The following is a 22,937-nucleotide window of genomic DNA, read 5'->3' on the forward strand; positions in this document are numbered from 1 at the left end:
TAGATTTATGTGATATTCCTTTGATTCATATTGATAATTCATTACTTTATAATATGAAATAAAGATTTATAAAGATAGGAGAATATTCCTTTCAAGACCTTTTAATAATAAACCAAAAAACTGTTTTTTTGTACATAACAAGCAAAATGAAAACAATAGCTCTAAGATATAACAACGCTTTTATAAGCCTTTTCAAGGAAAGAGATTTTATTCATTTGAAAACTAATCGAATAATGACAGCTTATAACTTTATAAGGATAATCGTATGCAATAAATCTTATATTTTTCTTTCATAAAAAGAGATGTTTCTTCAAAAAATCTATAAGAGCAACATAATAACTAGTCTCCCTAGTAAAAGAATACACAGCAAAGCATGAAGTGCTGCATAATCTATCTTATCTTAAAAAGGTGATTCCTGAAACGCTTGGAAGCTATAAAGCCAAATGATAAAGTGGTGATAAAGACAAACACTGTCTTTATCTTTACAATTGTATTTTCCCCAATTACGCTGTATCTGCATTTCAGAAATACACCAGACAGATATTCATGATACATAGATGCCAACCAAATATAACAATGTGAAAAACACCTATGCAGAATGATTTCATTCTTTAATTTTTTTCAAGAAAATCTTTTAGTGCCGCAAATGCCTCCTCAGCTTTGTTCCCCTCAGGACCACCAGCCTGCGCCATATCAGGACGGCCACCTCCACCTTTACCACCAAGCATCGCTGAAAGAATACGAACGAGATCTACAGCATTTAATTTATCCGTTAAATCATCCGTAACACCGACAACAGCACTCCCTTTTCCATCCTCCGAGACACTAATAAAAGCAACCACTCCAGATCCAATTTGTTTTTTCTCAGAATCGACAAGCGCCTTAAGATCCCGTGGTAAAATATTTTTAACAACGCGTCCGGTAAAAGAAAACCCATTGATGATGATAATATCATCTTGGCTCCTTTCTGTTATTCCACCACTCAACATCATTTTCTTGCGTACATCATTCAATTCTTTTTCAAGTTTACGACGATCATCAAGCAAAATTCGCACCCGTTCTTCCACGCCAACAGAAGAAATTTTTAAAAGATCAGCAATTTCATGAATACGTTCATCTTGGCGGCTAAGATAAAGACGTGCTTCTTTGCCTGTTAAAGCTTCAATACGCCGCACTCCAGCTGAAACAGAACTTTCAGAAACAATATGAATCAAACCGATATCACCTGTTCGCTCCACATGTGTCCCTCCACAAAGCTCAATTGACCAACGCTTTTTTAATCTTCCCTGTTCAAGTGGCTCCCCCATAGAAACAACACGAACTTCATCACCATATTTTTCACCAAACAATGCCATGGCTCCTTCAGAAATGGCATCATCTACAGCCATGAGGCGCGTTATCACTCTACTATTTTGCAAAATAATCTCATTGGCTAAATCTTCTATTTTTTTCAACTCTTCTGGTGAAACGGATTTTGGATGTGAAAAATCAAAACGCAACCGATCTGGCGATACAAGAGAGCCCTTTTGTGTAACATGGTCCCCCAATGTTTGGCGTAAAGCTTCGTGTAACAAATGAGTAGCAGAGTGATTCGCACGAATTTTCTTACGACGAACAATATCAACCGTTAATTCTACACAATCAGACCTCGATGCCTGACCAGATTTCACCTCCCCAATATGGATAAAAACACCATCACCCTTTCTTTGGGTATCATGCACCTTAAAAATAAAATTTTCACCAGAAATGATACCGCTATCACCAATTTGCCCACCAGATTCACCATAAAAAGGTGTCTGATTAACAACAAGCATAGCTTTCTGACCTGAAGAAATATGATCAACAATTTTACCATCACACACAAGAGCTGTAAGAATACCTTTCGCCGTCTCAGTTTCATAACCTAAAAATTCTGTAGCCCCCACTTGATCACGAACAGAAAACCAGATTTTTTCTGTTCCAGCTTCTCCAGAACCAGACCAATTGGCACGTGCCTCCTCTTTTTGGCGTTCCATCGCTTTATCAAAAGCACCAACATCAACAGATATTCCGCGACGACGAAGAACATCTTGCGTCAAATCAAGCGGAAAACCATAGGTATCATAGAGCTTGAAAGCAACTTCACCATTCAAATAGTCCCCTTCTTTAAGATCGGTACTTGCTTCGTTCAACAAACCAAGTCCTCGTTCAAGCGTTTTACGAAAACGTATTTCTTCTAACCTTAAAGTTTCTGAAACCAAAGATTCAGCACGCACCAACTCAGGATAAGCTTGTCCCATTTCGCGAATTAAAGCAGGCAAAAGTTGCCACATTAAGGGCTCTTTAGCACCAAGAAGATGCGCATGACGCATAGCACGACGCATAATACGACGTAAAACATATCCTCTTCCTTCATTAGAAGGAAGCACACCATCAGCAATCAAAAATGCAGATGAGCGAAGATGATCAGCAATGACACGATGGCTGGCAATAAAATCACCCTTTGCCTCAATCCCTGTAATTTCTTCTGACGCGTCAATTAATGCACGAAAAAGATCAATGTCATAATTATCATGAACACCCTGTAAAACAGCTGCAATACGCTCTAACCCCATACCGGTATCAATAGAAGGGTGAGGTAAGTTAACACGTTCTTCCTTAGAAACTTGCTCATACTGCATAAAAACAAGATTCCAAATCTCAATAAAGCGATCCCCATCTTCATTAGCACTTCCAGGAGGACCGCCCCAGATTTCATCACCATGATCATAAAAAATCTCCGAACAAGGCCCACAAGGGCCTGTTTCTCCCATCGACCAAAAATTATCAGCCGTCGCAATACGGACAATTTTTTCATCTGGAAGACCAGAAATTTTACGCCACAGTTCAGCAGCAACATCATCACTCTGATAAACTGTCACCAACAATTTATCTTTTGGCAGGCAAAATTCCTTTGTTAAAAGATTCCATGATAAAAAAATAGCTTCTTCCTTGAAATAATCACCGAAAGAAAAATTACCCAGCATTTCAAAAAATGTATGATGGCGCGCCGTATAACCAACATTATCAAGATCATTATGCTTTCCACCCGCACGAACACATTTTTGTGCCGTTGTTGCCTGCGTATAAGAAGGTTGTTCAAGTCCAGTAAAAACATTTTTAAACTGCACCATCCCTGCATTTGTAAACATAAGTGTAGGATCATTCCGCGGAACAAGCGGACTAGAAGAAAGAACTTTATGCCCATTACGATGAAAATAATCCAAAAATATTGACCGAATATTATTAACATTATTCATGTTGACACCTGCTCAATACAGCACAAAACCATAAAAGAAAAATCCCCCTCATTAAATCCTCTTCGCCACGCATGGAGTCAATTTAATCAAAAATGGAATATTTGTTTTAAAAAATTGAGAAACAACGACTGCGTATTTAAAAACTCAAACAAAAAAACAGAAAAATCTTAAAGGAAAAAAATTATAAACGAAAAAAACGCCCCATCAAATGGCTTCATCACTTTCTATATTTTCTGACCCTGCATTTTCTAACAATTCAATCGCAATCAAACCAGCATTTTGGCGCAAAGCTGCTTCAATCTCTGTAGCTATTTCCACATGTTCACGTAAAAACTGCTTTGCATTCTCACGCCCCTGCCCTAAACGCTGAGAATTATAAGAAAACCATGCACCAGATTTTTCCACAACACCAACCTTGACACCCAAATCAATCAATTCACCTACTTTGGAAATACCTTCACCATAAATAATATCAAACTCAACCTGTTTGAATGGAGGTGCCAATTTATTTTTCACCACTTTAACGCGCGTCTGATTACCAACGATTGAATCCCTATCTTTAATGGATCCAATGCGACGAATATCTAAACGAACAGAAGCATAAAACTTTAAAGCGTTTCCACCCGTTGTCGTTTCAGGAGAACCAAACATCACACCAATTTTCATGCGAATTTGATTAATAAAAACAACCATACAGTTAGAGCGAAAAATTGCTGCGGTTAATTTTCGTAACGCTTTACTCATTAACCGAGCTTGCAATCCGGGCAAAGCATCACCCATTTCACCGTCAATTTCTGCTCGCGGTGTTAAAGCTGCGACAGAATCCACAACAAGCACATCAACGGCACCAGAACGAACCAACGTTTCTGTAATTTCCAATGCCTGTTCACCGGTATCTGGCTGAGAAATGAACAAGTTTTCTAAATCAACACCAAGCTTACGCGCATAAATAGGATCAAGCGCATGCTCTGCATCAATAAAAGCACAAATCCCACCACCTTTCTGTGCCTCAGCAATAGCATGGAGAGCCAATGTTGTTTTCCCAGAACTTTCTGGTCCATAAATCTCAACAATACGCCCCTTCGGTAATCCACCAATCCCTAAAGCAATATCCAAGGATAACGACCCTGTTGGAATTGTTTCAATTTCAACAACCTGCTCTTTTTGCCCAAGACGCATAATCGAGCCTTTACCAAAAGAACGTTCAATTTGTGAGAGAGCAGCATCGAGAGCTTTTGTTTTATCCACGATTATATCCTTGACCGAATCCATAATAACCTAAAACTTTAGTGTACACTGTACTTTTAATTTAACTAAAGGCTTGAGTTTAGATTTTCACAGACTATTTCCATTCCTATCTCCACATTATGTCCATAAACATTCATGACCATCACAATAAAGAATTGGCATTGCTTATCTTATGACACATAATAAACTTCAATAAAGTAATATCTCTATGGGAGCATAGTTAACATATTTATATCTCTCTAGAAAAGGAACAATTTAATTTTAAACACAATGTTCTACAACCCTTCTGCTTATCCCTTTGATTAAATACTTGAGAGACTAAGAATTCTCCCACTATTGATCACACAAAAAACGCATCATCAATCAACCTCATACCCTATTGCATCGAAGAACAAAACGCTATTGTGTTGCATATTCATGCACTTGATTTAAGAAACATCTCTCAAAACTTCCAAGCTCATTTTGTGACAACACCTATGAATGTGGTATACTGCAAAACCCTTTAGGCACCACCATCTTTACTCTATAGAAGGAGCAAGCCGGCACCATCACACTATTTATCATCCCCCAATGTTGCGACAGCTCTCGGCACTTGAGACGATTCATAAGAGGGATTTTTAGTCCTTTCTTGTACAGTTTTTATCACACGCTAATCCTGCTTGTAACATGCAAGCGAATAACTTGATTGCTTCAACAAATAACAGACTTGGGATGAGAGAAATTTACGGTATTTGAAACTTTCATTCAACTTACGAAACAGTCAATTATCATTATAAGTCAATATATTATTTAATAAAAACCAAAAAAAATAAAGCAGCTTAAAAGTTGAATGACATATTTAAATTTGAAAAAATATGCAATTTTGGAGATATCAAAAAAAAATCTCTACAAGCAATGCAATAAATGTTTAAAATATAAGCTAAATTTCTCATACAATAACATAAGAGATCAATAAAAAACGTATTTCAACTCAAATTTTATTTTGATCTTTACGTTTTTTGCGCAACTGTTGCCACCACTCAAGACGTTTCACAATTTCACGCTCAAAACCACGCTCAACTGGTTTATAATAACTCTGACGCCCAAGTTTTTCGGGAAAATATTCTTGTCCTGAAAAAGCATCTGGTTCATCATGGTCATAACAATAACCACTTCCATACCCTTCTTCCTTCATAAATTTCGTAGGAGCATTAAGAATATGCTTAGGAGGTGGTAAAGAGCCATTTTTGCGTGCACAACGCAGTGCTGCTTTATACGCAAGATATGCTGCATTTGACTTTGGCGCAGTTGCAACATAAAGACATGCTTGCGCCAAAGCCAATTCTCCTTCTGGTGATCCTAAATAATCATAGGCATCTTTTGCTGCATTACAAATGACAAGAGCTTGAGGATCCGCCAAACCAACATCTTCAACGGCTATACGAACCAATCTTCGCCCAATATAGAGAGGATCTTCACCAGCATCCAACATACGTGCCAAATAATAAAGCGCAGCATCAGGATCAGATCCACGAACGGATTTATGCAACGCTGAAATGAGATTATAATGCCCATCTCGTCCTTTATCATAAATAGGCGCACGACGCTGAATAACTTTTTGCAAAGCAACAACATCAAGAATCTCTCCCAATGGTGCAATAGACCAAACTTCCTCTGCCAATGTTAACGCAACCCTCGCATCACCATCAGACATCTCTATCAAAACGTCTCTGGCATCATTATCCAAGGGAAGAGTTTTTCCCTCCACTTCTTCAGCACGCCTCAAAAGCATGTCCAAACTTTCATGATCATGAGAAAGAAATGTTAAAACACGTGCACGCGAAAGAAGGGCAGCATTCAGTTCAAAAGAAGGATTTTCGGTTGTTGCACCTATAAGTACCACAGTACCCTCTTCCATCACAGAAAGAAAACTATCCTGCTGTGCACGATTAAACCGATGAATTTCATCAACAAAGAGAAGTGTTTTATCCCCAGATATAAAACGCCTCTGCGCAACTTCAAAAATCTTTTTAAGTTCAGAAACTCCTGTAAAAATAGCAGAAACCTGTTCAAACGCGAAATTTGTTTCAAGGGCTAACAAACGTGCAACGGTCGTTTTTCCCGTCCCTGGAGGTCCCCAAAAAATCATCGATCCAATTGAGCCTGTTGCCGCCATACGTGAAAGCAAACCATCCTCTCCAATCAAATGCTTTTGTCCCACAACATCATTGAGAGAACAAGGGCGCATTCTTTCTGCTAGTGGCTGATTTTTATTAACTTGAAAATCAAACGACGAAGTAAAAAAATCTTTCTTCAAAAAAACCTCAACGAATAAATTGGCGAATATACATACCATCACGTTCATATTCCAATTGCCACATATTTGAGCGACCTTGCATAAGAACCTTTTTCAACTGATGAACTGTTTGAATTTTATGGCCATTTACAACACGTAGAATATCTCCTGACTGAAAAATTCCAGCAGCATTGCTCATTTCCTCAAGATTGGTAATCACAACCCCTTTTGCAGATATAGGAAGATGAAAACGTCGACTATTTTGCGGTGTTAAATCTAACACCTCAGCACCAGCAAGAGGACTTTCACCCGTAATTTTTTCAGATTTTAAAAATGCAGTTTCTGATATCGATGAAACTGTTATTTGTGTTTTTAAAGTTTTTCCACTTCGTAAATATTCCAAAGCAAGACTATGCTCAACGTCAGCTGTCATCAAACGATACCCAAGACTATCTGGGCTGTCAACGCGTACCCCCTGCACACTCAAAATAACATCACCTACTTTCAATCCAGCTTTTTCAGCAGGACTATCTTTGATAACTTCAATAATCAGAGCACCATAGGGACGTTCTAAACCTAAACCACCAGCAATATCAGGTGTAACATTTTGAAAAGAAGCCCCAATATAAGGCGGCACAAAATATTTTCCACCGCGTTTAACAGTATCAAGCATTACTTTTACAAGATTAACTGGAATAGCAAAACCAATCCCTACAGAACCACCGGAACGCGAATAAATAGCCGTATTAATTCCGATTAACTGACCTTTCATATCAATTAAAGCGCCACCAGAATTCCCTGGATTAATGGCTGCGTCTGTTTGAATAAAAAAGTCAAAATCAGAAATCCCAACACGTGTACGCGCTTGCGCTGAAACAATACCACTTGTAACTGTTTGACCAACACCAAAAGGATTACCAATAGCAAGAACAAGATCACCAACTTCAACAGTATCAGAATTTCCCAAAGAAAGAACCGGAAATTGAGCATCTTTTTCCTTAACTTCAAGAATTGCAATATCAGTTGCTTCATCTTTGAGCACGACCTTACTCTCAAACTCCCGTCCATCAGAAAAAGCCACTTTAATTTCGCTTGCATCTTTAATGACGTGGTAATTTGTAACGATCAAACCACGTGCATCAACAATCACCCCTGATCCTAATGACGATTGCTTACGAACAGGAAATTTATTTTGAAAACGACCAAAAAATTGCTCAAAAAATGGATCGCCTTCAAAAGGTGATCTAGCTCTAATTTGTCGAGCTGCATAAATATTTACAACAGATGGAACTGTCTTTTTAACTAAAGGAGCAAATGAAAGAGTGATTTCTGTTTGTGTTTGAGGAACATGAGCATATACATGATCAAATGATATCTGCATCATAATTACAAAAAAAATCTGCACCCAAAAAGAACACCTCATAATCCACTCCTTATAAAATCAGCACATTCTGTTGAAGATTAATAGAATAAAAAAACGTATCCCCGCAAATTAAGGACCTCTATTAATATTTCATAATAGAGAATAAAAACAACCTATTTGAACAATAAATATTATAAAAATAAGATAATTCAATATTCTATAATTTTCTCTCTGCACCTATTTCTCAACTAAAACAAACTTAAAAATGCTCACAAAAAAAACCGCCCAAGACAAGGCGGCCTTTAAAAATCCAACAGAATAAAAAACTCTACGAAGATGTTCCCTTTTCATTCTCAGAAGCTTCCATGCGAGCACGATCCCCAGCACCCTTCGCTTCAACATCACGATCAACAAATTCTATAACAGCCATGGGCGCATTATCACCGGTACGAAACCCCGCTTTCATAATACGCAAATACCCACCGTTGCGTGATGCATAACGTGGCGCAAGCGTATCAAATAATTTCGCAACCTTTCCTGCATCACGAAGTGCTGCAATAGCTTGCCGACGCGCATGCAAACCACCACGCTTACCAAGAGTAACAAGTTTTTCAACAATAGGACGAATTTCTTTAGCTTTTGGAAGCGTTGTCACAATCTGCTCATGCTCGATCAACGAAGTTGCCATATTTGCAAACATCGCTTTACGGTGACTGGCAGTACGGTTCAACTTGCGTCCTGACTTACTATGGCGCATAAGCCCTCTCCTTAAATTCTAATTTTAATATTGATCTTCATAACGTTTTGCAAGATCATCAATGTTTTCAGGCGGCCACGCAGGAATCTCCATCCCAAGATGTAAACCCATACACGCCAAAACTTCTTTAATCTCATTCAACGATTTTCGACCAAAGTTCGGTGTCCGAAGCATTTCAGATTCTGTTTTCTGAATCAGATCACCAATATAGACAATATTATCATTCTTAAGACAATTTGCCGAACGAACTGAAAGTTCTAATTCATCCACTTTTTTGAGAAGAGCAGGATTAAAAGAAAGCTCAGAATCAGCCTCTTCAACAGGCTCCTTCTGTGGCTCTTCAAAGTTAATAAATAACGATAATTGATCCTGAAGAATGCGTGCTGCAAAAGCAACAGCATCCTCACCATTAACAGCACCGTTTGTTTCAATCGTGAGCGTTAATTTATCATAATCGAGAACTTGACCTTCGCGTGTATTTTCTACTTTATAAGATACCTTACGGATCGGTGAATAAAGACTATCAATTGGAATAAGCCCTATACGTGCATCATCAACACAATTACGATCAGATGGAACATACCCCTTTCCTGTGTTGACAATAAATTCCATACGAATTTCAGCTTCTTCATCAAGAGTACAAATAACATGATCTGGATTTAGAATTTCCATATCCCCAACTGTACTGATATCTCCCGCTTTCACGACACCAGGCCCCTCTTTATAAACGACGACACGTTTAGGACCTTCTTCTTCCATACGAAGCGCAATTTCTTTTATATTCAGAATAATATCCGTAACATCCTCACGCACACCTGGAATCGATGAAAATTCATGCAAGACACCGTCAATCTGCACAGCAGTAATAGCAGCACCACGAAGCGAAGATAACAAAACGCGACGAAGCGCATTTCCTAACGTTAAACCAAAACCACGCTCAAGAGGTTCAGCAATCACACTTATAATATTTGGATTATCATGTGCACATGATTCAACCTTATTGGGTTTAATAAGTTCCTGCCAGTTTTTCTGGATCATATTTTTATTCCCGTTCTTTAGTTCCGTTACCATTCAATCGTAACGACCAATGTGAACATCAGAGAAATCTCCGACAACAAAAAACAACACCCAATTAAACACGCCGCCTTTTCCGCGGACGACATCCATTATGAGGAATTGGTGTTACATCGCGAATAGAAGTAATGACAAAACCAACAGATTGCAATGCTCGTAGAGCAGATTCACGCCCTGATCCAGGTCCACAAACTTCAACTTCCAAAGAACGCATACCATGCTCTTGCGCTTTTCTTGCACAATCCTCCGCAGCAACTTGAGCAGCAAAAGGTGTCGATTTACGTGCACCTTTAAACCCCTGAGCTCCCGCAGATGACCAAGCAATTGCATTACCCTGAGCATCAGTAATAGTAATCATTGTGTTATTAAATGTTGAATTAATATGAACAACACCCGATGAAATATTTTTACGTTCGCGACGACGAACACGTGTGGCTTCCTTGGCCATAATTTCCCTTTCAACGATCTCATCACTGCCGTAACATCAGCAGCTCCACCTTTTTTTCCTTGTCAAACAAATCAAACAAGAAAAAGAACATATAAAAACCTTCCACAAAGGCCCTTATTTCTTCTTACCGGCGATTGCCTTAGCCGGACCTTTACGCGTACGAGCATTCGTATGTGTACGCTGTCCTCGGACAGGCAAAGACCGGCGATGACGCAATCCTCGATAACAACCAAGATCCATCAAACGCTTAACATTCATAGCAACCTCACGACGAAGATCACCTTCAACTTGATACCCCTGATCTATTGCCTCACGAATCTGCAGCACCTCAGCATCTGAAAGCTCATGCACACGACGCCCCAAAGGAATGCCAACTCTTTCAATAATTTCTTGAGCAAATTTTGGTCCAATCCCGTGGATATATTGAAGCGCAATAATTACACGCTTATTTGTCGGGATATTGACGCCAGCAATACGAGCCACGCCTACTCTCCTTAGTTATTTTTGACAAATTGTTATAAAATACCTGATATACCTTATAGAAAAAAATAGACTCAGAAAAAAATTCTTCCGAATCCTATTATTTCACTAAAATAAATTAAATTCACTTTTGATAGATTTCATCTCAAAAGTCAACTCTTTTCATTTATTTCTAAAAAAATCTCATGAAAGAAACCCTCTAATCATACGTGTCACTTCAGCAACACCAATCATTCCATCAATAACCTTCAACATTCCCCTCTCTGAATAAAATTTTGATAAGGGAGCTGTTTTTTCACGATATTCTACTAATCTTTTTGCAAAAGCAACAGGATTGTCATCTAAACGAACCTGTCCACCAGCCGCTATTGTTTCTTCAACGCGCTTCTTCATACGTTCAATCAACACGTCTTCATCAACACACAACTCAATAACAGCATTAAGCTGCGTATTTTTTGAATTCAGTATCTGTTGCAACGCTTCTGCCTGCCCTACAGTTCGCGGATATCCATCCAAAACAAAACCGTTTACACAATCAGCTTCATCAATCCGATCTGATACGATTTGATTAACAATACTATCAGGTACCAAAGCACCAGAACTTATAATAGCTTTAGCTTTTTTACCAATCTCCGTTTCTTTGGCAATCACCTCACGCAACATATCCCCTGTTGATAAATGAGGAATGCTATATTCCTCAGTCAACATTTTTGCTTGCGTACCTTTTCCCGCTCCAGGAGGACCTAAAAGAATAACTCTCATCGATTCCTTCTACCTCCACGAAGTTTTGATTTTTTTATCAACCCTTCATATTGGTGGGCAACAAGATGCCCCTGAATTTGAGCAACCGTATCAAGTGTAACAGTAACAACAATCAACAAGGATGTTCCCCCAAGATAAAAAGGAACCTGTAATGCAGATATCATAAATTCAGGTAACAAACAAACCAAGATAATATAAAGTGCCCCCACAACAGTAATACGCGTCAAAACGTAATCAATATATTCGGCTGTACGCTCACCTGGACGAATCCCTGGAATAAAACCAGAATGTTTTTTCAACTGATCTGCAGTATCACTTGGATTAAACACAATAGCTGTATAAAAAAAGCAAAAAAACGCCATTAAAAATGCATAAACAATCATATAAAGTGGCTGTCCATGACCAAGAGCATAAGAAATCTCCTGAACCCATTGTGGCATTTTATCAGAAAAATTATTAATAGTGGCAGGTAATAATAATAAAGATGAAGCAAAAATAGGTGGAATAACACCAGCAGTATTCAACTTTAAAGGAAGATGCGACATATCTCCTTGAAACATTTGATTACCGACCTGACGTTTCGGGTATTGGATAAGAATTCGCCGTTGCGCACGCTCTATAAAAACAATAAGCCCAATAACCAAAACAGCAATAAGAACGATTCCTATTAAAAGAAAAGTTGATAAATCAGCCTGACTATGAGCTGTCAAAAGCTGAGCAAAAGTAGAAGGAAAGTTGGCTACAATCCCTGTAAAAATGATAAGAGAAACCCCATTACCAATACCACGTGACGTAATTTGCTCGCCAAGCCACATAAGAAACATCGTTCCGCCAACAAGCGTAATAACAGAAGAAATACGAAACATAAGACCTGGTTCTAAAACAATTTGAAGCCCCGACCCTATACCGCTTTCAAGCGCAACCGCAATACCAAAAGCTTGTAGGATTGCCAATACGACTGTTACATAACGCGTATATTGATTGATAATCTTACGACCTAAATCTCCTTCTTTTTTAAGAGTTTCCAAAGAAGGAATAATAGATGTTAACAATTGCACAATAATAGATGCCGATATATAAGGCATGATACCCAGCGCAAAAATAGCCATACGCCCAACGGCACCTCCAGCAAACATATTAAAGAGTCCTAATACACCCGACGCGTGATGTTCAAATGTTTGCCGCAAAGCATCGATATTGATACCTGGAAGAGAGATGTAAGTGCCAAAACGATATACAAGAAGCGCCAACAGAGTAAACCAGATACGTTTCTTTAATTCAGTTGCACGCGAAAAGGTGCCGAAGTTTATATTGGAAGCAAATTGCTCTGCTGCTGATGCCATAAAACGTCTCCACTTTACACTCCAGTTCTTTAAATCACAGAAGTATAATCCTAAAATTCATATATGCATACATAAACAAATGCAGAACTTAAACAATTCTCCACAAAAGATCCCACAAAACAGATATCATTCTTCTTTAGGTCTCTATTCATATTAAAAAATTATCGAGCAATATCAGGAAGAATAACCTGACCACCCACTTTTTCAATCTTAACACGAGCAGCTTGTGAAGCACCAGAAACATGAAAGGTAATCTTAGTTTTCAAATCACCAGCAGAAAGAAGACGAACCCCATCTTTTTCACGACGAATAATACCAGCCTCTTTCAAAGAAACCATATCAACAGGCTTTTCAATATTCAACTTACCTGCATCAACTGCCAACTGAATACGTCCTAGTGAAACTTCATTGTAGGTTTTAGCAAAGAAATTCCTAAATCCACGTTTTGGCAAACGACGATAGATAGGCATTTGCCCACCTTCAAAACCATTAAGGGAAACACCAGAACGTGACTTTTGCCCTTTTACACCACGACCACCAGTCTTACCCATACCGGAACCAATACCACGCCCAACACGCTTACGATTTTTTGTTGCGCCTTCGCAATCACGCAGTTCATTGAGTTTCATATCTAATACTCCCGCAACCCTTAACCTTCATCTATAACGCGAACAAGATGCCGAACCCGAGCAATCATACCCCGCACACAAAGTGTATCATCTAAAACGCGCCGACGACGCATTTTATTTAGTCCAAGCCCCTTTAAGGTTGCACGCTGAATCTGTGAGTTTCGAATAGGGCTTCCAATTTGTTCCACAGTCACAGTTTTACCACTCTGAGATTTTTTCTGAACCATTTCCTAATTCCTTTTCTGATAATCTCAGAAACTACCCTTCTAGGTCGACTAAATGGCGACGACGCGCCTGCAAAGTCGAATACTTTATACCACGTTGAGCAGCAATATCTCTAGGATGCACTTGATGTTTTAATGCATCAAATGTTGCACGAACCATGTTATAAGGATTCGACGATCCTAGTGATTTTGCAACGACATCCTGCATACCAAGAGCTTCAAAAATAGCACGCATCGGTCCCCCAGCAATAATACCAGTACCAGCAGAAGCCGAACGTAGCAAAACACGCCCAGCTCCGTGACGACCTTCAAGATCATGATGCAATGTACGCCCAGACCGAAGCGGAACATAAATCATCCCACGTTTTGCAGATTCCGTTGCTTTACGAACGGCTTCTGGAACTTCACGGGCTTTACCATGTCCAAAACCCACACGCCCTTTTTGATCTCCAACGACAACAAGAGCGGCAAAACCAAAACGCCGACCACCCTTTACAACTTTAGCAACACGATTGATATGAACGAGCCTATCGACAAATTCATTATCGCGTTCTTCTCTCTCACCACGTTCTTTTTGTGCCATTCCTCATTCCTTTTTCTTTTCCGGAAGCACGATAACAAAGTCCCTCATCAAACTGGAAGAACTTAAACGAAATACTCTAAACTCTCCTTACTCATTCATAAATAAGAAATTTTAGAAATTCAAACCACCTTCACGAGCAGCTTCAGCTAAAGCTTTGACGCGACCATGGTACACATACGCTCCACGATCAAAAACCACCTCATTAACACCCGCTTTCTTCGCACGCTCAGCAATTAACTTACCAACAGCAAAGGCCGCCTTTTTATTAGCACCACTCTTTAACGATTTTTTCAAATCACTTTCAAGAGTAGAGGCTGAAACAAGTGTACATCCCCGCAAATCATCGATAACTTGAGCATAAATGTTCTGATTTGAACGATAAACACTAAGCCGAGGACGATCATGAGAAACCATTTTAATTCTACGACGAACACGCCTTGCACGACGTTGGATAATGTCCTTAGATGAAACCATAATACAAAATCCTTATTTCTTTTTACCTTCTTTACGGAAGATACGTTCATCTGCATGCTTAACACCTTTACCTTTATAAGGCTCAGGCCTACGATACTCACGAATCTCCGCTGCAACTTGTCCAACTTGCTGTTTATCAATTCCAGAAACAACAATTTCCGTTGGCTTAGGAACAGTCACAGTAACACCCGACGGAACTTTATAAACCACATCATGCGAAAAACCCAGAGATAGTTGAACATCCTTACCCTGCAAAGCAGCACGATAACCAACCCCATTAATCTCCAACCTCTTTTCAAAACCATCTTTCACACCACAAAAAATGTTCTCAATCATTGAGCGCGACATACCCCATTTAGAACGCGCATCTTTTGACTGATCCCGCGGCATAACTGATATGATATTGTCCTCAAGTTTGACTAAGACTTCATCATTGACGACGTAACTCAGCTCACCTTTTGGACCTTTTGCCTTAACCAGCTGACCTTCAACAGTAGCAGTAACTCCAGAAGGAATTGAAATGGGTTTCTTTCCAATACGAGACATTGTTCTAACCTACTTTTTCTTCCGTTTTCTTGACATAACTTAGAAAACACGACAAAGGAGTTCTCCACCAACATTCTGTTCACGCGCCTCATGATCTGCCATGACGCCTTTAGGAGTCGATAAAATCGAAATACCAAGGCCATTTGCCACCTGAGGAAGTGACTTAGCAGAAACATACACACGACGCCCTGGCTTTGATACACGTGAAATCTCACGAATAGCAGCCAGCCCTTCAAAATACTTCAATTCGATTTCAATTTCAGCTTTCCCATCACCTAAATCAATTCGATTATATCCGCGAATATAACCTTCCGACTGAAGAACATCAAGAACGTGTGCACGAAGCTTCGAAGCTGGAGTAACTACTTTACCTTTTTTACGACCAAGTGCATTACGAATACGTGTTAACATATCACCAAGAGGATCTGACATAGACATTAAATAATCTCCTCTTACCAACTAGACTTTACAATACCAGGAATATAGCCAATAGAGCCAAGTTCACGCAACGCAATTCGCGACATTTTTAATTTACGATAATAAGCCCGCGGACGACCTGAAACCTCACAGCGATTACGAATACGAACTTTCGAAGAATTACGCGGCAACTCTGCCAACTGAACAGAAGCTTTAAAACGTTCTTCAAGAGAAACCTTCTGATCCATAACTATTGCTTTCAAACGTGCACGACGAGCAGCATAGCACTTTACCATCAACTCACGACGCTTATTTTTTTCAACGGCACTTACTTTGGCCATAATTTCACCTCACTACGCTTGCCGTTACGAACGAAAAGGAAAATTAAAAGCACGCAATAACTCACGAGCTTCATCATCCGTTTTTGCTGTCGTACAAACAATAATATCCATGCCCCAAATTTGATCAACTTTATCATAGTTGATTTCTGGAAACACAATGTGTTCTTTAATACCCATAGCAAAATTGCCACGACCATCAAAACTCTTTGGATTTAAACCACGAAAGTCACGAACCCGCGGAAGAGCAATCGTCACAAGACGATCTAAAAACTCAAACATACGATCTTTACGCAATGTAACTTTAGCCCCAAGAGGCATTCCTTCACGAACCTTAAAGGTCGCAATAGAATTACGCGCACGCGTAACAACAGCCTTCTGACCCGTTATTAGCCCTAAATCCTCAGCGGCAAGGGAAGGTTTCTTGGAATCAGCAGTTGCTTCACCTATCCCCATATTTATTACAACTTTATCAATCCGCGGAATTTGCATTGCATTTCTGTAATTAAACCTCTCTTGAAGCACTTTACGAATCACTTCAAAATAATGCGCTTTCATACGCGGTATTTGTCTTTCCTCAGCCATTAATCAACTCTCCCGAACGCTTGGCAAAACGAACCTTATTACCATCTGCATTCACACGAAAGCCTACACGTGTAGGCCTACCATCTTTAGGATCAGCAATCGCCAAATTAGACAGATGAATCGGAGCTTCTTTAGAAATAATTCCAGCTTCTTGCTTCTGCGTTTGACGTTGATGACGTTTAATCATATTAATCCCACGAACAAAAGCCTTATTCTCTTTTGGACTAACCTTAATTACTTCACCACTACATCCTTTATCCTTACCGGACAAAACAACAACTTTATCACCTTTTCGAATCTTCTGCATAACATTTACTCCTTACAGAACTTCAGGAGCAAGCGAGATGATCTTCATATGATTCCTACCACGCAATTCACGGGGAACAGGTCCAAAGATACGAGTACCGATCGGCTCTTTTTTATTATCCACCAAAACCGCAGCATTACTATCAAAACGAATGACACTACCATCTGCGCGACGAATATCCTTAGCAGTACGAACCACAACAGCTTTCATAACATCACCTTTTTTAACACGTCCACGAGGAATTGCATCCTTAACCGAAACAACAATAATGTCACCGACCGAAGCATATTTCCGCTTTGAACCGCCTAACACTTTGATGCACATGACACGACGCGCTCCAGAATTATCAGCAACGTCGAGGTTTGTTTGCATCTGAATCATGACTGGCCACCTTCTCTTAACACATATATCCGATTGTACCTTTTACACACTCGGATTTGCCTGCCAAATAACGATAAAGTTATCGCCTTCAAATTTATCAATGATAACCACACTGTTAAATTCTAAAACAATAAGCTTAACTCATTACGCTACATTGTCTTTTACAACAATCCAACATTTATCTTTCGAAATTGGTCTAGATTCTTGAATAGAAACTTGATCCCCAATCTTAAATTGGTTGTTTTCGTCATGCGCTTTATAATTTTTAGACTGCCGAACAGTCTTCTTAAGAAGCGGATGAGAATAACGGCGTTCAACTTTGACAACAACAGTCTTATCACTTTTGTCGCTAATAACAACACCCTGCAAAACGCGTTTAGGCATCTCTTATTTCCTTAAACCTTACTTTCACTTATCTTTTGACGAAGAAAAGTTTTAATACGCGCAATATCACGACGAACTTGTCTAACGCGCGCAGTCTTTTCTAATTGACCTGTTGCTTTTTGAAAACGCAAATTAAATTGCTCTTTCTTTAACTTAGCCAATTCATCTTTCATTTGGTCGAGCGTTTGCGCCCGTAATTCTGTGGCTCTCATCGCTTAACCTCACTATTCAGCAATACGCTGGATGAAACGCGTTTTTATAGGCAACTTTGCAGCACCCAATCTTAGTGCTTCACGTGCAACATCCTCCGGAACTCCATCAAGCTCAAACATGACGCGCCCAGGAGCAACACGTGCAGCCCAATAATCAACACTTCCCTTACCTTTACCCATACGAACTTCAGTCGGTTTAGATGTAACCGGAAGATCTGGAAAAATACGAATCCACACACGACCAGAACGCTTCATATAACGTGTAATCGCACGACGCGCCGCTTCAATTTGACGAGCAGTGACCCGCTCCGGCTCAACAGCCTTCAAACCGTAGGCACCGAAATTCAAATCCGTACCACCCTTCGCAAAACCGTGAATACGGCCTTTGAACTGTTTACGGAACTTTGTGCGCTTTGGCTGCAACATTGTTCTCTACTCCAAATTTTAGTTCAATCTCAAAAACTAAGCATTTTCGCGGCGACGATTCGATGAAGAACCAGATTGATCAGCTTCCGTAGCACGACGTTCTGAAGCCATCGGATCATGCTCAAGAATCTCACCCTTAAAGACCCAAACTTTAATACCACAAATACCATAAGCGGTCTTAGCTTCTGCTGTACCGTAATCAACATCAGAACGCAAGGTATGAAGTGGAACACGACCTTCACGATACCATTCCATACGAGCAATTTCAGCACCACCAAGACGGCCAGAACAATTGATACGAATACCTTCCGCACCAAGACGCATAGCAGACTGAACAGCACGCTTCATTGCACGACGAAAAGCAACACGACGCTCTAACTGTTGAGCAATTGATTGCGCAATAATTGTCGCATCAATCTCCGGTTTACGAATCTCCACAATATTCAATGAAGTTTCAGCATCCGTCATTTCTGATAGCTTACGACGAAGCTTTTCGATATCAGCACCCTTTTTACCAATAATCAAACCAGGACGTGCAGAATGAATCGTAATACGACACTTTTTATGAGGACGCTCAATAACAACCTTAGAAATAGCTGCCTGTTTAAGCTCCTCAAGCACATATGAACGAATTTTCAAATCTTCATGAAGAAGGCGCCCATATTCACCACTATCAGCATACCAACGAGAGTCCCAAGTCCGATTAACACCAAGACGAAGTCCTATTGGATTGATCTTCTGCCCCATTACGCGGCCTCCACTTTTTCGGTAACTTCACGAACAATAACAGTAAGATGCGAAAATGGACGTTCAATTCTACTAGCACGCCCTCGACCACGAACATGAAAGCGCTTCATCACTATCGACTTACCAACATAAGCTTCCGCCACAACAAGCGAATCAATATCAAGATCGTGGTTATTTTCTGCATTTGCAATTGCTGATTCAAGCGTTTTTTTCACAGTAGCAGCAATACGCTTGCGTGAAAACATCAAATCAGCGAGCGCTACATTAACTCTTTTACCACGAATCATTGCAGCAACTAAATTAAGCTTCTGCGGACTAACACGAATTGTCCGCGTGACAGCTCTTGCTTCATTATCTTTAAGCTGGCGCGAAACTTTAGCTTTTCCCATTCCTACTTCCTCTTCGCTTTCTTATCGGCACCATGACCATAATAAGTTCGGGTAGGAGCGAACTCACCAAACTTATGCCCAACCATCTCTTCAGAAACAGAAACAGGAATATGCTTATTACCGTTGTAAACACCAAAAGTTAAACCAACAAATTGCGGTAAAATAGTAGAGCGACGACTCCATATTTTTATAACTTCGTTGCGCCCACTTGAACGTACCTTCTCTGCTTTACCAAGAAGATAGCCGTCAACAAACGGACCTTTCCACACTGAACGAACCACCTCAGACTACCTTTCTCATTTCTTGCGTTGATGACGCGTACGCATAATAAATTTATCAGTAGCTTTATTGGAGCGCGTACGCTTACCTTTCGTAGGTTTACCCCAAGGAGATACTGGATGGCGCCCCCCCGATGTACGACCTTCACCGCCACCGTGTGGATGATCAACGGGGTTCATAGCAACACCACGAACATGTGGACGCTTACCACGCCAACGTGACCGACCTGCTTTACCATCATTAATATTCCCATGATCAGGATTTGAAACAGCGCCAACAGTTGCAAAACAGCTACTCGGAACCAAACGCTGCTCACCAGAATTTAAACGAAGAATAGCCATACCATGATCTCGTCCAACCAACTGCGCATAAGCACCTGCTGAACGTGCAATCTGTCCGCCTTTCCCTGGCTTCATCTCAACATTATGAATAATTGTACCTACAGGCATATTAGCAAGAGGCATAGCATTACCTGGTTTAACATCCACATTTAAACCAGCCATAACAGAATCACCAACACCAAGACGCTGTGGTGCAAGAATATAACTCAATTGCCCATCCTCATAGCGGATTAAAGCAATAAAAGCGGTACGATTAGGATCGTATTCTAAACGCTCAACTTTTGCTGAAACATCACGTTTAAGACGCTTAAAGTCGACAAACCGATAACTACGTTTATGTCCACCACCCTGAAAACGAGCAGTAACACGACCGCGATTATTACGTCCACCCTTTGAAGACAAACCTTCAGTTAACATCTTTACAGGTTTTCCCTTATAAAGACAAGAACGTTCCACAATAACAAGCTGACGCTGCCCAGGTGTCGTTGGATTAAACTGCTTAAGTGCCATTATTCCTATCTCCGAGCCTCTTAAAGACCTGTCGAAACGTCGATAGTCTGACCACTGGCCAGAGTTACGATCGCTTTTTTGACATCACTCTGCCGACCAACTATACCTTTGAAACGCTTCACTTTACCCTTACGGACTATCGTGTTAACTGCTTTAACTTTTACGCTAAAAAGCGCTTCAATAGCAGCCTTAATCTCAGGCTTCGTCGCTTTCGGCGCGACATTAAAAGCAACTTGATTATATTCAGAAATCATAGTCGCCTTTTCAGTAATAACTGGACTAATAATTATATCATAATGGCGAAGATCTGTCATTTAAAACGCTCCTCAAGAGCCTCAACAGCTGCTTTTGATAAAACAAGTTTGCTGCGACGCAAAATATCATAAACATTAATTCCCTGAATAGGCAAAATGTCAATATTAGGGATATTAGAGGCTGCACGAAAAAAGTTAATATCAATCTCTTTACCATCAATCAAGAGAGCGTTATTAAATCCAAGCTTAGAAAAATGAGAAACAAGCATTTTCGTTTTAGCATCCTTAACAGTCAACTCATCCACAATAATTAAATCTTTTGCTTTTAATTTTGCAGATAAAGCAAGACGTAACCCAAGAGCACGAATCTTTTTAGGAAGATCATGCGCATGGCTACGAACCACCGGTCCATGTGCCTTACCCCCACCCCTAAACTGCGGTGCACGTGCAGATGAATGTCGAGCACGCCCAGTTCCTTTCTGTTTAAACATTTTTGCCCCTGTTCGCGACACATCAGAACGACCTTGGGATTGATGACTTCCCTGCTGACGACGTGCAAGCTGCCAACGAACAACACGTTGCAAAATATCCTCACGCGGAACAAGATCAAAAATAGCTTCAGAAACCTTTAATTTGCCAGCTTCATTACCATCAAGAGTTTTAATTACAAGATCCATTATTAGGCTCCCTCAACCTCAGAGGTTTCCGTCACCGGAGTAACCATTTCCGCTTTCTCCTTCACAAGACGGCGAATACCAGCAGGCTTTGGAGCATTATCAGGAAGACGCTTCTTCACAGCATCCCGTATCAAAATCCAAGAACCTTTAGAACCAGAAACAGCACCACGCACTAAAATTAAACCACGCTCACTATCAGTGGAAATAACTTCAATATTCTGTGTTGTTACACGCACTTGCCCCATATGGCCAGCCATTTTTTTACCTTTAAAAACTTTACCAGGATCTTGGCACTGCCCTGTAGAACCATGAGCACGATGTGTAATCGAATTACCATGAGAAGCACGATGCCCACCAAAGTTATGTCGTTTCATAACACCAGCAAACCCCTTACCAATACTGGTACCAGTCACATCAACTCTTTGTCCTGGAACAAAATGTTCCACTGTAATCTCAGTACCAACATCAAGAAGATTGTCGGGACTCACACGAAACTCTGCTATTTTGGCTTTAGACTCAACAGAAGCCTTAGCAAAATGTCCACGAAGAGCTTGTGAAGTATTCTTAACCTTAGCAAAGCCTACACCTAATTGAACAGCAGTATAACCATTCTTTTCAACTGTACGCTGAGCAACGACTTGACAATTCTCCAAACGAAGTACCGTCACCGGCACATGCTCACCAGCATCATTATAAATACGGGTCATGCCCAGCTTCTGTGCTATTACACCTGAACGCATCGGGTCTGTTCCTTCTGTCCTCAAACCTCAGAGCTTAATTTCTACATCCACACCAGCAGAAAGATCGAGCTTCATAAGCGCATCCACTGTTTGCGGCGTTGGATCAACAATGTCAAGAAGACGCTTATGTGTTCGCATCTCAAACTGCTCACGACTTTTCTTATCGATATGCGGTCCACGATTGACCGTAAACTTCTCAATCCGCGTCGGAAGCGGAATGGGACCACGGACATTTGCACCGGTACGTTTAGCAGTCGATACGATCTCACGCGTCGACGTATCAAGAATTCTATGATCAAACGCTTTCAAGCGAATGCGAATATTCTGACTGTTCATGCTCTTTATTTCCCTGTTATACAAAGTGCCTTCAATAATCAAAGCACTCAACAAGCATTATTTATTCAATGATCTTAGAGACGATACCGGCACCAACAGTACGACCACCTTCACGAATAGCAAAACGAAG

At 40.2% G+C, this 22,937-nt stretch carries 31 protein-coding genes and 1 pseudogene; all 32 read right to left on the minus strand.

Going from position 1 to position 22,937, the window contains the following annotated elements; all coding sequences use genetic code 11:
- Nucleotides 1-611: 611 nt before the first annotated feature.
- Nucleotides 612-3,278 carry an alanine--tRNA ligase gene (alaS, locus tag ACFIK2_RS00245; RefSeq protein ID WP_375634736.1) on the minus strand — a complete coding sequence of 889 codons (2,667 nt, stop codon included), beginning with the start codon at nucleotides 3,276-3,278 and terminating at the stop codon, nucleotides 612-614.
- A gap of 204 nt (nucleotides 3,279-3,482) precedes the next feature.
- Nucleotides 3,483-4,526, minus strand: a complete 1,044-nt coding sequence (gene recA, locus ACFIK2_RS00250; RefSeq protein ID WP_273791424.1) for a recombinase RecA — start codon at nucleotides 4,524-4,526, stop codon at nucleotides 3,483-3,485.
- Between the two features lie 970 nt (nucleotides 4,527-5,496).
- A complete protein-coding gene (locus tag ACFIK2_RS00255; protein WP_375633791.1) occupies nucleotides 5,497-6,822 on the minus strand; it encodes a replication-associated recombination protein A in 1,326 nt (441 codons plus the stop codon).
- A gap of 7 nt (nucleotides 6,823-6,829) precedes the next feature.
- A complete protein-coding gene (locus ACFIK2_RS00260) occupies nucleotides 6,830-8,224 on the minus strand; it encodes a DegQ family serine endoprotease (protein ID WP_375634735.1) in 1,395 nt (464 codons plus the stop codon).
- Nucleotides 8,225-8,492: 268 nt separating this feature from the next.
- Nucleotides 8,493-8,921, minus strand: a complete 429-nt coding sequence (rplQ, locus tag ACFIK2_RS00265) for a 50S ribosomal protein L17 (protein WP_273791421.1) — start codon at nucleotides 8,919-8,921, stop codon at nucleotides 8,493-8,495.
- A gap of 24 nt (nucleotides 8,922-8,945) precedes the next feature.
- Nucleotides 8,946-9,959, minus strand: coding sequence for a DNA-directed RNA polymerase subunit alpha (locus tag ACFIK2_RS00270; RefSeq protein WP_375611485.1), 1,014 nt, complete (start codon nucleotides 9,957-9,959; stop codon nucleotides 8,946-8,948).
- Between the two features lie 94 nt (nucleotides 9,960-10,053).
- Nucleotides 10,054-10,443 carry a 30S ribosomal protein S11 gene (gene rpsK / locus ACFIK2_RS00275; RefSeq protein WP_007347762.1) on the minus strand — a complete coding sequence of 130 codons (390 nt, stop codon included), beginning with the start codon at nucleotides 10,441-10,443 and terminating at the stop codon, nucleotides 10,054-10,056.
- Between the two features lie 114 nt (nucleotides 10,444-10,557).
- Nucleotides 10,558-10,926 (minus strand): 30S ribosomal protein S13, encoded by a 369-nt coding sequence (gene rpsM, locus ACFIK2_RS00280; protein ID WP_026500557.1) that lies wholly within the window; start codon nucleotides 10,924-10,926, stop codon nucleotides 10,558-10,560.
- Nucleotides 10,927-11,106: 180 nt separating this feature from the next.
- Entirely contained in the window at nucleotides 11,107-11,685 is a 579-nt protein-coding gene (locus ACFIK2_RS00285; protein WP_375633793.1) for an adenylate kinase, read from the minus strand.
- The gene (gene secY / locus ACFIK2_RS00290) at nucleotides 11,682-13,028 is read right to left on the minus strand and encodes a preprotein translocase subunit SecY (protein ID WP_375617729.1); all 1,347 of its coding nucleotides are present in this window, start codon (nucleotides 13,026-13,028) and stop codon (nucleotides 11,682-11,684) included. The genes ACFIK2_RS00285 and secY overlap by 4 nt, the downstream gene beginning before the upstream one ends.
- Nucleotides 13,029-13,189: 161 nt before the next feature.
- A complete protein-coding gene (rplO, locus tag ACFIK2_RS00295; RefSeq protein WP_375617728.1) occupies nucleotides 13,190-13,657 on the minus strand; it encodes a 50S ribosomal protein L15 in 468 nt (155 codons plus the stop codon).
- Between the two features lie 20 nt (nucleotides 13,658-13,677).
- Complete coding sequence (rpmD, locus tag ACFIK2_RS00300; RefSeq protein WP_375611481.1) at nucleotides 13,678-13,884, minus strand: 50S ribosomal protein L30; 207 nt, start codon at nucleotides 13,882-13,884, stop codon at nucleotides 13,678-13,680.
- A 31-nt stretch (nucleotides 13,885-13,915) separates the two neighbouring features.
- Nucleotides 13,916-14,464 carry a 30S ribosomal protein S5 gene (gene rpsE / locus ACFIK2_RS00305; RefSeq protein ID WP_375617727.1) on the minus strand — a complete coding sequence of 183 codons (549 nt, stop codon included), beginning with the start codon at nucleotides 14,462-14,464 and terminating at the stop codon, nucleotides 13,916-13,918.
- Between the two features lie 111 nt (nucleotides 14,465-14,575).
- Nucleotides 14,576-14,938, minus strand: a complete 363-nt coding sequence (gene rplR, locus ACFIK2_RS00310) for a 50S ribosomal protein L18 (protein ID WP_375676757.1) — start codon at nucleotides 14,936-14,938, stop codon at nucleotides 14,576-14,578.
- A gap of 12 nt (nucleotides 14,939-14,950) precedes the next feature.
- Nucleotides 14,951-15,484 (minus strand): 50S ribosomal protein L6, encoded by a 534-nt coding sequence (rplF, locus tag ACFIK2_RS00315; RefSeq protein WP_375617726.1) that lies wholly within the window; start codon nucleotides 15,482-15,484, stop codon nucleotides 14,951-14,953.
- 39 nt (nucleotides 15,485-15,523) lie between these two features.
- Nucleotides 15,524-15,922: a 30S ribosomal protein S8 gene (rpsH, locus tag ACFIK2_RS00320; RefSeq protein WP_375613142.1), complete on the minus strand. Its 399-nt coding sequence runs from the start codon at nucleotides 15,920-15,922 to the stop codon at nucleotides 15,524-15,526.
- A 14-nt stretch (nucleotides 15,923-15,936) separates the two neighbouring features.
- Complete coding sequence (rpsN, locus tag ACFIK2_RS00325) at nucleotides 15,937-16,242, minus strand: 30S ribosomal protein S14 (RefSeq protein WP_375617724.1); 306 nt, start codon at nucleotides 16,240-16,242, stop codon at nucleotides 15,937-15,939.
- Nucleotides 16,243-16,266: 24 nt separating this feature from the next.
- The gene (gene rplE, locus ACFIK2_RS00330; RefSeq protein WP_375617723.1) at nucleotides 16,267-16,824 is read right to left on the minus strand and encodes a 50S ribosomal protein L5; all 558 of its coding nucleotides are present in this window, start codon (nucleotides 16,822-16,824) and stop codon (nucleotides 16,267-16,269) included.
- Entirely contained in the window at nucleotides 16,817-17,131 is a 315-nt protein-coding gene (rplX, locus tag ACFIK2_RS00335; RefSeq protein WP_375617722.1) for a 50S ribosomal protein L24, read from the minus strand. Before rplX ends, rplE begins: the two co-directional genes overlap by 8 nt.
- A 12-nt stretch (nucleotides 17,132-17,143) precedes the next feature.
- Nucleotides 17,144-17,512: a 50S ribosomal protein L14 gene (rplN, locus tag ACFIK2_RS00340; RefSeq protein ID WP_004855715.1), complete on the minus strand. Its 369-nt coding sequence runs from the start codon at nucleotides 17,510-17,512 to the stop codon at nucleotides 17,144-17,146.
- 144 nt (nucleotides 17,513-17,656) lie between these two features.
- Nucleotides 17,657-17,896: a 30S ribosomal protein S17 gene (gene rpsQ, locus ACFIK2_RS00345; protein WP_012231991.1), complete on the minus strand. Its 240-nt coding sequence runs from the start codon at nucleotides 17,894-17,896 to the stop codon at nucleotides 17,657-17,659.
- Nucleotides 17,897-17,907: 11 nt separating this feature from the next.
- Entirely contained in the window at nucleotides 17,908-18,108 is a 201-nt protein-coding gene (gene rpmC / locus ACFIK2_RS00350; RefSeq protein WP_375606714.1) for a 50S ribosomal protein L29, read from the minus strand.
- 12 nt (nucleotides 18,109-18,120) lie between these two features.
- Complete coding sequence (gene rplP / locus ACFIK2_RS00355; RefSeq protein WP_375611475.1) at nucleotides 18,121-18,534, minus strand: 50S ribosomal protein L16; 414 nt, start codon at nucleotides 18,532-18,534, stop codon at nucleotides 18,121-18,123.
- A 36-nt stretch (nucleotides 18,535-18,570) separates the two neighbouring features.
- A complete protein-coding gene (gene rpsC, locus ACFIK2_RS00360) occupies nucleotides 18,571-19,281 on the minus strand; it encodes a 30S ribosomal protein S3 (RefSeq protein ID WP_273791408.1) in 711 nt (236 codons plus the stop codon).
- A complete protein-coding gene (rplV, locus tag ACFIK2_RS00365; RefSeq protein WP_273791407.1) occupies nucleotides 19,281-19,670 on the minus strand; it encodes a 50S ribosomal protein L22 in 390 nt (129 codons plus the stop codon). The genes rpsC and rplV overlap by 1 nt, the downstream gene beginning before the upstream one ends.
- Before the next feature lie 2 nt (nucleotides 19,671-19,672).
- Nucleotides 19,673-19,951, minus strand: a complete 279-nt coding sequence (gene rpsS, locus ACFIK2_RS00370; protein WP_375617719.1) for a 30S ribosomal protein S19 — start codon at nucleotides 19,949-19,951, stop codon at nucleotides 19,673-19,675.
- A gap of 15 nt (nucleotides 19,952-19,966) precedes the next feature.
- On the minus strand, nucleotides 19,967-20,800 hold the full coding sequence (gene rplB, locus ACFIK2_RS00375) for a 50S ribosomal protein L2 (protein ID WP_375611474.1): 834 nt from the start codon (nucleotides 20,798-20,800) through the stop codon (nucleotides 19,967-19,969).
- Between the two features lie 20 nt (nucleotides 20,801-20,820).
- Nucleotides 20,821-21,114, minus strand: a complete 294-nt coding sequence (locus tag ACFIK2_RS00380; protein WP_273723987.1) for a 50S ribosomal protein L23 — start codon at nucleotides 21,112-21,114, stop codon at nucleotides 20,821-20,823.
- Nucleotides 21,111-21,731 (minus strand): 50S ribosomal protein L4, encoded by a 621-nt coding sequence (gene rplD, locus ACFIK2_RS00385; protein WP_375613145.1) that lies wholly within the window; start codon nucleotides 21,729-21,731, stop codon nucleotides 21,111-21,113. The genes ACFIK2_RS00380 and rplD overlap by 4 nt, the downstream gene beginning before the upstream one ends.
- A gap of 2 nt (nucleotides 21,732-21,733) precedes the next feature.
- Nucleotides 21,734-22,471, minus strand: a complete 738-nt coding sequence (gene rplC / locus ACFIK2_RS00390) for a 50S ribosomal protein L3 (RefSeq protein ID WP_375676758.1) — start codon at nucleotides 22,469-22,471, stop codon at nucleotides 21,734-21,736.
- Nucleotides 22,472-22,498: 27 nt separating this feature from the next.
- Complete coding sequence (gene rpsJ, locus ACFIK2_RS00395; protein WP_005773267.1) at nucleotides 22,499-22,807, minus strand: 30S ribosomal protein S10; 309 nt, start codon at nucleotides 22,805-22,807, stop codon at nucleotides 22,499-22,501.
- A 61-nt stretch (nucleotides 22,808-22,868) separates the two neighbouring features.
- Nucleotides 22,869-22,937, minus strand: a pseudogene (locus tag ACFIK2_RS00400) (elongation factor Tu); the annotation flags it as partial.

Source organism: Bartonella sp. AP88XZML (genome assembly GCF_042195565.1).
Lineage (GTDB): Bacteria > Pseudomonadota > Alphaproteobacteria > Rhizobiales > Rhizobiaceae > Bartonella.